We start from the raw sequence: 7023 nt of genomic DNA, 5'->3' as shown, positions 1-7023 counted from the left end.
CCTGCTCCGCTGCGGCATTACCGGCAAGGCCGCTGCCGGACGTTGCCCGGCCCTACAGGCGCGTGGCAACGGCGACTGGTCGGCCGCGTTCCACCAACAGCGCAAGCCCGTATGCCATGTAGAGCGGCGCCCTGCTCCGCTGCGGCATTACCGGCATGGCCGCTGCCGGACGTTGCCCGGCCCTACAGGCGCGGGGCAACGGCGACTGGTCGGCCGCGTTCCACCAACAGCGCAAGCCCGTATGCCATGTAGAGCGGCGCCCTGCTCCGCTGCGGCATTACCGGCATGGCCGCTGCCGGACGTTGCCCGGCCCTACAGGCGCGTGGCAACGGCGACTGGGCGGCCGCTTTCCACCAACAGCGCAAGCCCGTATGCAACACCTATTTGTCGCAGCCCTCCAGCTTCAGGCTCTGCCCGGGCTTGAGCGCATACCCGGGCGCACGCAGGCCGTTGGCGCGGGCCAGGCGCGGCAGGTCGCACTCGAAACGCTGCGCGATGCGGCCCAGGGTGTCGCCTTTAGCCACCCTGTAGGTCTTGGCCGCACGCGGCTTGGCCACCACCGCCGCAGCTGCCGGCTTTGCCGCCGCGGTCACCGCACCGGGCATTGGCAGCGCGGTCATCGGCATCGCATCGCCTACCGCCACGCTGCCGGTGTACTGGTTGGCCTGCGGGCGCAGGATCGCGGCATTGAGATCGGCGGTGATCAGGGTACGGGCCAGGTCCGCGCGCGGACCGCTGACGCAATAGCGGTTGTACAGCGCGGCGATGCGGGTGGTGGCGTTGATCGTGGTTCCGGCGGGAATCCAGCCATCGGCCTCGTAGCGCGGGTTGAGATTGCGCAGCGCGCGCATGTGGCCGTCGCGGGTGCCACTGCTGCCCAGGCAGATGGTCAGCTCATAGATGGTGGTGGACTTGGCCAGCTTGATCGTCGCCGGCTGGGCGTTGATCTTCGGGAATTCGACCCCGTACTGCTGCGGGTGCAGGAAGATCCACGCCGCGGCAATCACCATCGGCACGTAGTCCTTGGTCTCGCCGGGAAACTGGTTGTAGACCGAATCCACCCAGAATCCCTGGCCGCCGGCCTGGTTGAACACCCGCGCCGCGCGGCCTTCGCCGCCGTTGTAGGCGGCCAGCGCCAGCTCGATATTGCGGTTCAATCCGCGCATGCGCTCGTTCATGTACGAGGCACTGGCCTCGGCGGCACTGCGCGCGTCGAAGCGGGTATCAAACCCGGTGCCATCCGGGCCCAGACCGAAGCGGCGACCGGTAGCCGGCATGAACTGCATCAGCCCGGCCGCACCGGCGCGCGAGCTGGCGTGCACGCGACCGTTGGATTCCTTGGCCATGATCCCGAACAGCAGCGCCTCGGGCAGGCCGCGCTTCTCCCATTCGGGCCACATCACCGCACGCAGGTTCTGGTAGTTCTCGTAGCTGGTCAGCAGTTGCGGGCGCATATCCGTGAGCCAGCGGCGGATACCGGCCTGGATCGCCGGGTTGTACTCGACCATCTCGTCGAACGCATGGCGGTGGTCATTGAGCAGGGCCGCGGCGCGCGCGGCTTCCGGCACATCGGCCACCAGCGGGCTGACATGGTCCGGATCGGCCTCCAGCGACTCGCCGGCCTCGCTGCCCGGATCACCGGCGCCGTCGGCCTGCTGCTTGAGCAGGCGCTTATAGGCGGTCAGCAGGCCACTGACCTGGCAACCCTTCTGGGCGACGCAGGCGGTGATCACATCCTCCATGTCCTCCAGCGCGGCATCGCCTTCGGTCGCGCCCTTGGGGTCGGCGTTGTTCACCAGCACCAGCGCATCGTTGTAGCGCTTCTCAGCCGCGCCCATGCGCTGCTGGATCACTTCGATCTTCTCCTTGTCCCGCACCGATACCCGCTGCGCATGGGCGGTGGGCACCGCGGACAACAAGGAAACCGCCACCAACAGCGGCCAGCGGCGGGCAATCAGGACAGGGACGGACATCAGCAGCACTGCACGCGAAAGGTCAGGCAGGTTAGCCGCCGCGCTTGCTCCGCGGCAAGGAGGCGGTGGCCGCGCTACAGTCGCTCGTTAGAATCCATACACCCCAACCTGAGTTCCTCCATGGACCCCATCCTGCTCGGCAAAGGCGTCACCGACGACATCGCGGTCACCCTGCTTCCCCGCTTCGGCAACCGCCACGGCCTGGTGGCCGGCGCAACCGGCACCGGCAAGACGGTGACCCTGATGACCCTGGCCGAAGGTTTCTCGCATATCGGTGTGCCGGTGTTCCTGGCCGACGTGAAGGGCGACGTGGCCGGCCTGGCGGTCGCGGGCGACGGCGGCGACAAGCTGCTGCAGCGCGCCGCCGCGATCGGCGTGGCCGACTACGCCCCCGGCACCAGTCCCACCGTATTCTGGGACCTGTACGGCAAACTCGGCCACCCGGTGCGCACCACCGTCAGCGAAATGGGGCCGACCCTGCTGGCGCGCATCCTGGAACTCAACGACACCCAGTCCGGCGTACTCGACATCGTGTTCAAGCTGGCCGACGACCGCGGCCTGCTGCTGCTGGATCTGGACGACCTGCGTGCGCTGCTCAACCTGGTGGCCGAGGAGCGCAAGGACATCTCCACCGGCTACGGGCTGGTCAGCGCGCAATCGGTGGCGGCGATCCAGCGCTCGTTGCTGCGGCTGTCGCAGGACGGCGGCGAAGCCTTCTTCGGCGAGCCGGCGCTGGAACTGGCCGACCTGATGCGCGTCAACCAGGACGGCCGCGGTGTGATCGGTATCCTCGCCGCCGACAAACTGATCCTCAAGCCGCGCCTGTATTCCACGTTCCTGCTGTGGCTGCTGTCGGAGCTGTTTGAAACGCTGCCCGAGGTCGGAGATCTGGAAAAGCCCAAACTGGTCTTCATCTTCGACGAGGCGCACCTGCTGTTCGACGACGCCCCGGCCGCGCTGGTGCAACGCATCGAACAGGTGGTGCGACTGATCCGCTCCAAGGGTGTGGGCGTGTATTTCTGCTCGCAGTTCCCCGATGACGTGCCGTCCAACATCCTCGGCCAGCTCGGCAACCGGGTGCAGCATGCGTTGCGCGCCTTCACCCCGCGCGACCAGAAAGCAGTCCGCACCGCCGCCGAAACGTTCGTGCCCAACCCGAAGCTGGACGTGACCGCCACCCTGTCGCAGCTGGGCACCGGTGAGGCGCTGGTCTCTACATTGCAGGACAAGGGCATCCCCGCCCCGGTGCAGAAGACCCTGATCGCGCCACCGCGCTGCCGGATGGGCGCGATCACCGAGGCCGAGCGCGCCCAGGTGCGCGCCGGCAGCCCGGTCGGCGGTCGCTATGACACCGCCATCAACCGCGAGTCGGCCGCCGAACGGCTGGCCCAGCGCGCGCAGAAAGTGGTGGAGCAGGCCGACGCGCCCAAGGCCCGCACCCGCGAACAGGACGACAACCAGGAAGGCGGTTTCAGCCAGGCGATCAAGGACGCGATCTTCGGCACCAAGCGCCGCCAGGGCATGATTGAAACCATGGCCAAGCAGACCACCCGTACTGTGGGCACCCAGCTGGGCAACCAGATCGTGCGTGGCCTGCTGGGCGGTATTTTCGGCGGCAAGCGCTGAGGCATGGCGGCAGTGGAAACGAACCGCACATTCCTGTCGCCGGCCCACGTGCCGCCTGGCCGGGCACTGGCGGCATGCCAGCGGAACATCGCCCTTGCCACGCGGACGGTTGCCCGGCCCCCCGCCGCAGTGCCGTCAGCGGCCGCGGCGATGCCCCTCCGGGAACAGCCCGGCGAGCGTTCCGGCGGGGATGGCAACCCATTTGGGCCGGTCCGGTTCAATCCCGACGGACGCCGCGGCAAGGTCAACAGGGAGCGGCGGCAATGAGCCGTTGGCGTCCCCCCGCAGAAAAGAGCACCGCGCTGATCACCGCCGGCGGCCACGCCAGATTGAAGGCGGAACTGGACGAGCTGTGGCGACACAAGCGCCCGGACGTGGTCAAGGCACTGGCGGCGGCCGCGGCCGAAGGCGACCGGTCGGAGAATGCCGAGTACACCTACCGCAAGAAACAGCTGGGCGAGATCGACCGCCGTGTGCGCTACCTGAGCAAGCGGCTGGAAGCATTGCGGGTGGTGGATACCGTGCCCGGCGATCCGCAGGCGGTGTTCTTCGGCGCCTGGGTGGAGCTGGAAAATATCGACAGCGGCGAGAGCCGCCGATATCGCATCGTCGGCCCGGATGAAACCGATGCCGGCAGCGGCTGGATCAGCATCGACTCGCCACTGGCGCGGGCACTGCTGAAAAAGCGCGTCGATGACGAATTCGAGGTCGAGTTGCCTGCGGGCCGCCACAGCTTCACGATCATCGCCGTCGACTACCAGGGTTGAGCCGCCACTCCCCACCTGTGGTGCCGGGCAACGCCAAATTCGCCGTATACCCGTAGTGCCGGGCAACGCCCGGCTATGCCCCCGCACAGCGCCCCGGCCCTGCAAATTCGGCGTATGCCCGTGGTGCCGGGCAACGCCCGGCAATGCCCCCGGCACAGCGCCCCGGCCCTGCAAATTCGCCGTATGCCCGTGGTGCCGGGCAACGCCCGGCAATGCCCCGGCCCTCCAAATTCGCCGTATGCCCGTAGTGCCGGGCAACGCCCGGCAATGCCATGTCTGTTATCGCATGGCAAAGACCATCGCCAAGCCGCCGGGTGTTGTGCAGCGCTACAGACGGCCCTGCAACGGATCCAGCGGCGCAGCGGATTGCCGCAACGGCGCCGGATAGACCCGGCCGTCGCGCAGCGGCCGGAAATAGTCGCTCTGCGCGTAGAAGGCCGCGTCCTGCTGCCGGTGCCAGCCCGGCACACCTGCCAGCGGCAACGGCCGCAGTTCCAGCGGATCGTTGAGCAGCCTGCCCTGCGTGATCGCGGCGGCAAGGCCGGCCACGCCGGCCGCGTCGTCCTCGCCCGGCATCACCACACACTTGCCGACCATCCGCCGGCCGGCGAGCAGCCCCTGTTCCAGCAAGGCATGACCGATGACCGCGACGATGGCGATATCACCCTGGTGCCAGGACCGGGCATGGGTCTGGAACAGCCCGGCCCATGCGTGACGGTCCCAAAGCGCGAGCAGCGCCGGATCGCGCACGCGTACGATCACCCCGGTTTCGTCGAACTGGGTCAATGCCGACTGCGCGCGATTGCGCTGGCCCGGCCCCATCCGGGCGATATGCCGGCACTGGCGCGCGTTCAATGCGGTCTTGATCGCCGGATAGCGCCCCCAGACGATGGCATTGAACAGGTCATGCCAGTTTTCCGCGCGGGTGGCGATCTGCCCGCGTTCGGCGATGCGGGTTTCATAGTGCAGCCCGTCGTCCAGCAGCGCCTGGTCCTGGGCGACGAAACGCCGACCCGGCAGCGGCAGGCGCGCGTTGAGCGCGTCGATATCAGGCCAGTTCGCGGCCCGCAGCCAGTCCTCGAACCCGGCACAGCCCTCGAACAGCGGATGCGCGAAACACGCCGGATCCACCTGCCCACGCAACGGCGCGACAAACCGGCGCCGGCTCATGCACCCCTCCCCAGCCGCCGGCCGGCCGACGCCCGCCGCGGCAACCGGCCCGTCACCGCCGACCGGTACCGGGTCACAGCATGGTGATGTCGAGCGGCCTGCCAAGCGGATTGCCAACGGCCTCGACAATGGCATCACCGAACAGGTCGTGATCGTCGCTCTCGGTGATTTCCACCTCCACGAACTGGCCTACGCGCAGCCCGGCTTCCCCGGCGTTCTGGATATGCACCAGACCGTCGATCTCCGGCGCATCGGCCTTGGAACGGGCCACCGCGATGCCATCTTCGATACCGTCGATCAGGCACTGCTGCACGCTGCCGATCTTGGCTTCGAGCTTGGCTGCGGAAATAGCCGCCTGCTTTTCCATGAAGCGGGCCAGCCGCTCCTGCTTCACTTCTTCCGGCACCGGGTCCGGCAGATCGTTGGCCGTTGCGCCGTCCACCGGCGAATAGGCGAACGCACCGACGCGGTCGAGCTGGGCGGTATCGAGGAAGTCGAGCAGCTGCTCGAACTCGGCCTCGGTCTCGCCCGGGAAGCCGACGATGAAGGTCGAGCGCACGGTGATATCCGGCGCGATCTCGCGCCAGCGCAGCACCCGCTCCAGGGTCTTGTCGACCGCGCCGGGCCGCTTCATCAGCTTGAGGATGCGCGGGCTGGCGTGCTGGAACGGAATATCCAGGTACGGCAGGATCTTGCCTTCTGCCATCAGCGGCACCACGTCGTCCACGTGCGGGTACGGGTAGACGTAGTGCAGACGGGTCCACGCATCGAGCTCGCTCAGGCCTTCGCACAGCGCCTTCATCCGCGTGGCGTATTCCTTGCCACGCCAAGTGCCCGGCGCGTATTTGCGGTCCACGCCGTAGGCCGAGGTGTCCTGCGACACCACCAGCAGTTCGCGCACGCCGCCCTTGACCAGCTGCTCGGCCTCGCGCAGCACTTCATCCACCGGGCGCGAGACCAGATCGCCGCGCATCGAGGGAATGATGCAGAAGCTGCAGCGGTGGTTGCAGCCTTCGGAAATCTTCAGATAGGCGTAGTGGCGCGGGGTCAGCTTGATGCCGTAGTCCGGCACCAGGTCCACGAACGGGTTGTGCCTGGGCGGCAGCGCGGCATGCACCGCCTCCATCACCGTGGTGTAGTCCTGCGGGCCGGAGACCGACAGCACGTCCGGGTAATGCTCACGGATCATGTCGCCCTTCTTGCCCAGGCAGCCGGTGACGATGACCTTGCCGTTCTCGTTCATCGCCTCGCCGATCGCATCCAGCGACTCGGCCACCGCCGAATCGATGAAGCCACAGGTATTGACCACCACCACGTCGGCCGCGTCATAGGAAGGAACGATGTCGTAGCCCTCTACCCGCAACTGGGTGAGGATGCGTTCGGAATCGACAAGGGCCTTCGGGCAGCCAAGGCTGACGAAGCCGACTTTGGGGTTCAGCTGGGACATGGGGTCTGCAGGTTCTGGGGGCCGGGGATCGGAATGACCA

5 protein-coding genes are annotated in these 7023 nt (G+C 67.7%); 2 read left to right on the top strand and 3 right to left on the bottom strand.

Annotated elements, in window-relative coordinates; all coding sequences use genetic code 11:
* Nucleotides 1-380 precede the first annotated feature (380 nt).
* Nucleotides 381-1973 (bottom strand): transglycosylase SLT domain-containing protein, encoded by a 1593-nt coding sequence (locus tag QZH66_RS04390; RefSeq protein WP_305804735.1) that lies wholly within the window; start codon nucleotides 1971-1973, stop codon nucleotides 381-383.
* A 120-nt stretch (nucleotides 1974-2093) separates the two neighbouring features.
* On the opposite strand from QZH66_RS04390, the gene QZH66_RS04385 reads away from it, so the two are divergent.
* Together QZH66_RS04385 and greB are read left to right on the top strand one after the other, a co-directional pair.
* Nucleotides 2094-3599, top strand: coding sequence for a helicase HerA-like domain-containing protein (locus QZH66_RS04385; protein WP_305804734.1), 1506 nt, complete (start codon nucleotides 2094-2096; stop codon nucleotides 3597-3599).
* A 263-nt stretch (nucleotides 3600-3862) separates the two neighbouring features.
* A complete protein-coding gene (greB, locus tag QZH66_RS04380; protein WP_305804733.1) occupies nucleotides 3863-4366 on the top strand; it encodes a transcription elongation factor GreB in 504 nt (167 codons plus the stop codon).
* A gap of 327 nt (nucleotides 4367-4693) precedes the next feature.
* Here the strand turns inward: greB and QZH66_RS04375 are convergent, their stop codons facing one another.
* Both QZH66_RS04375 and rimO read right to left on the bottom strand, forming a co-directional pair.
* Nucleotides 4694-5536 carry a DUF3025 domain-containing protein gene (locus tag QZH66_RS04375; protein WP_305804732.1) on the bottom strand — a complete coding sequence of 281 codons (843 nt, stop codon included), beginning with the start codon at nucleotides 5534-5536 and terminating at the stop codon, nucleotides 4694-4696.
* A gap of 73 nt (nucleotides 5537-5609) precedes the next feature.
* Entirely contained in the window at nucleotides 5610-6983 is a 1374-nt protein-coding gene (rimO, locus tag QZH66_RS04370; protein WP_305804731.1) for a 30S ribosomal protein S12 methylthiotransferase RimO, read from the bottom strand.
* Between the last annotated feature and the right edge of the window lie 40 nt (nucleotides 6984-7023).

This window comes from Stenotrophomonas sp. YIM B06876, assembly GCF_030711595.1.
GTDB lineage: Bacteria > Pseudomonadota > Gammaproteobacteria > Xanthomonadales > Xanthomonadaceae > Stenotrophomonas.
This window is presented reverse-complemented; position numbering and strand designations above follow the sequence as displayed.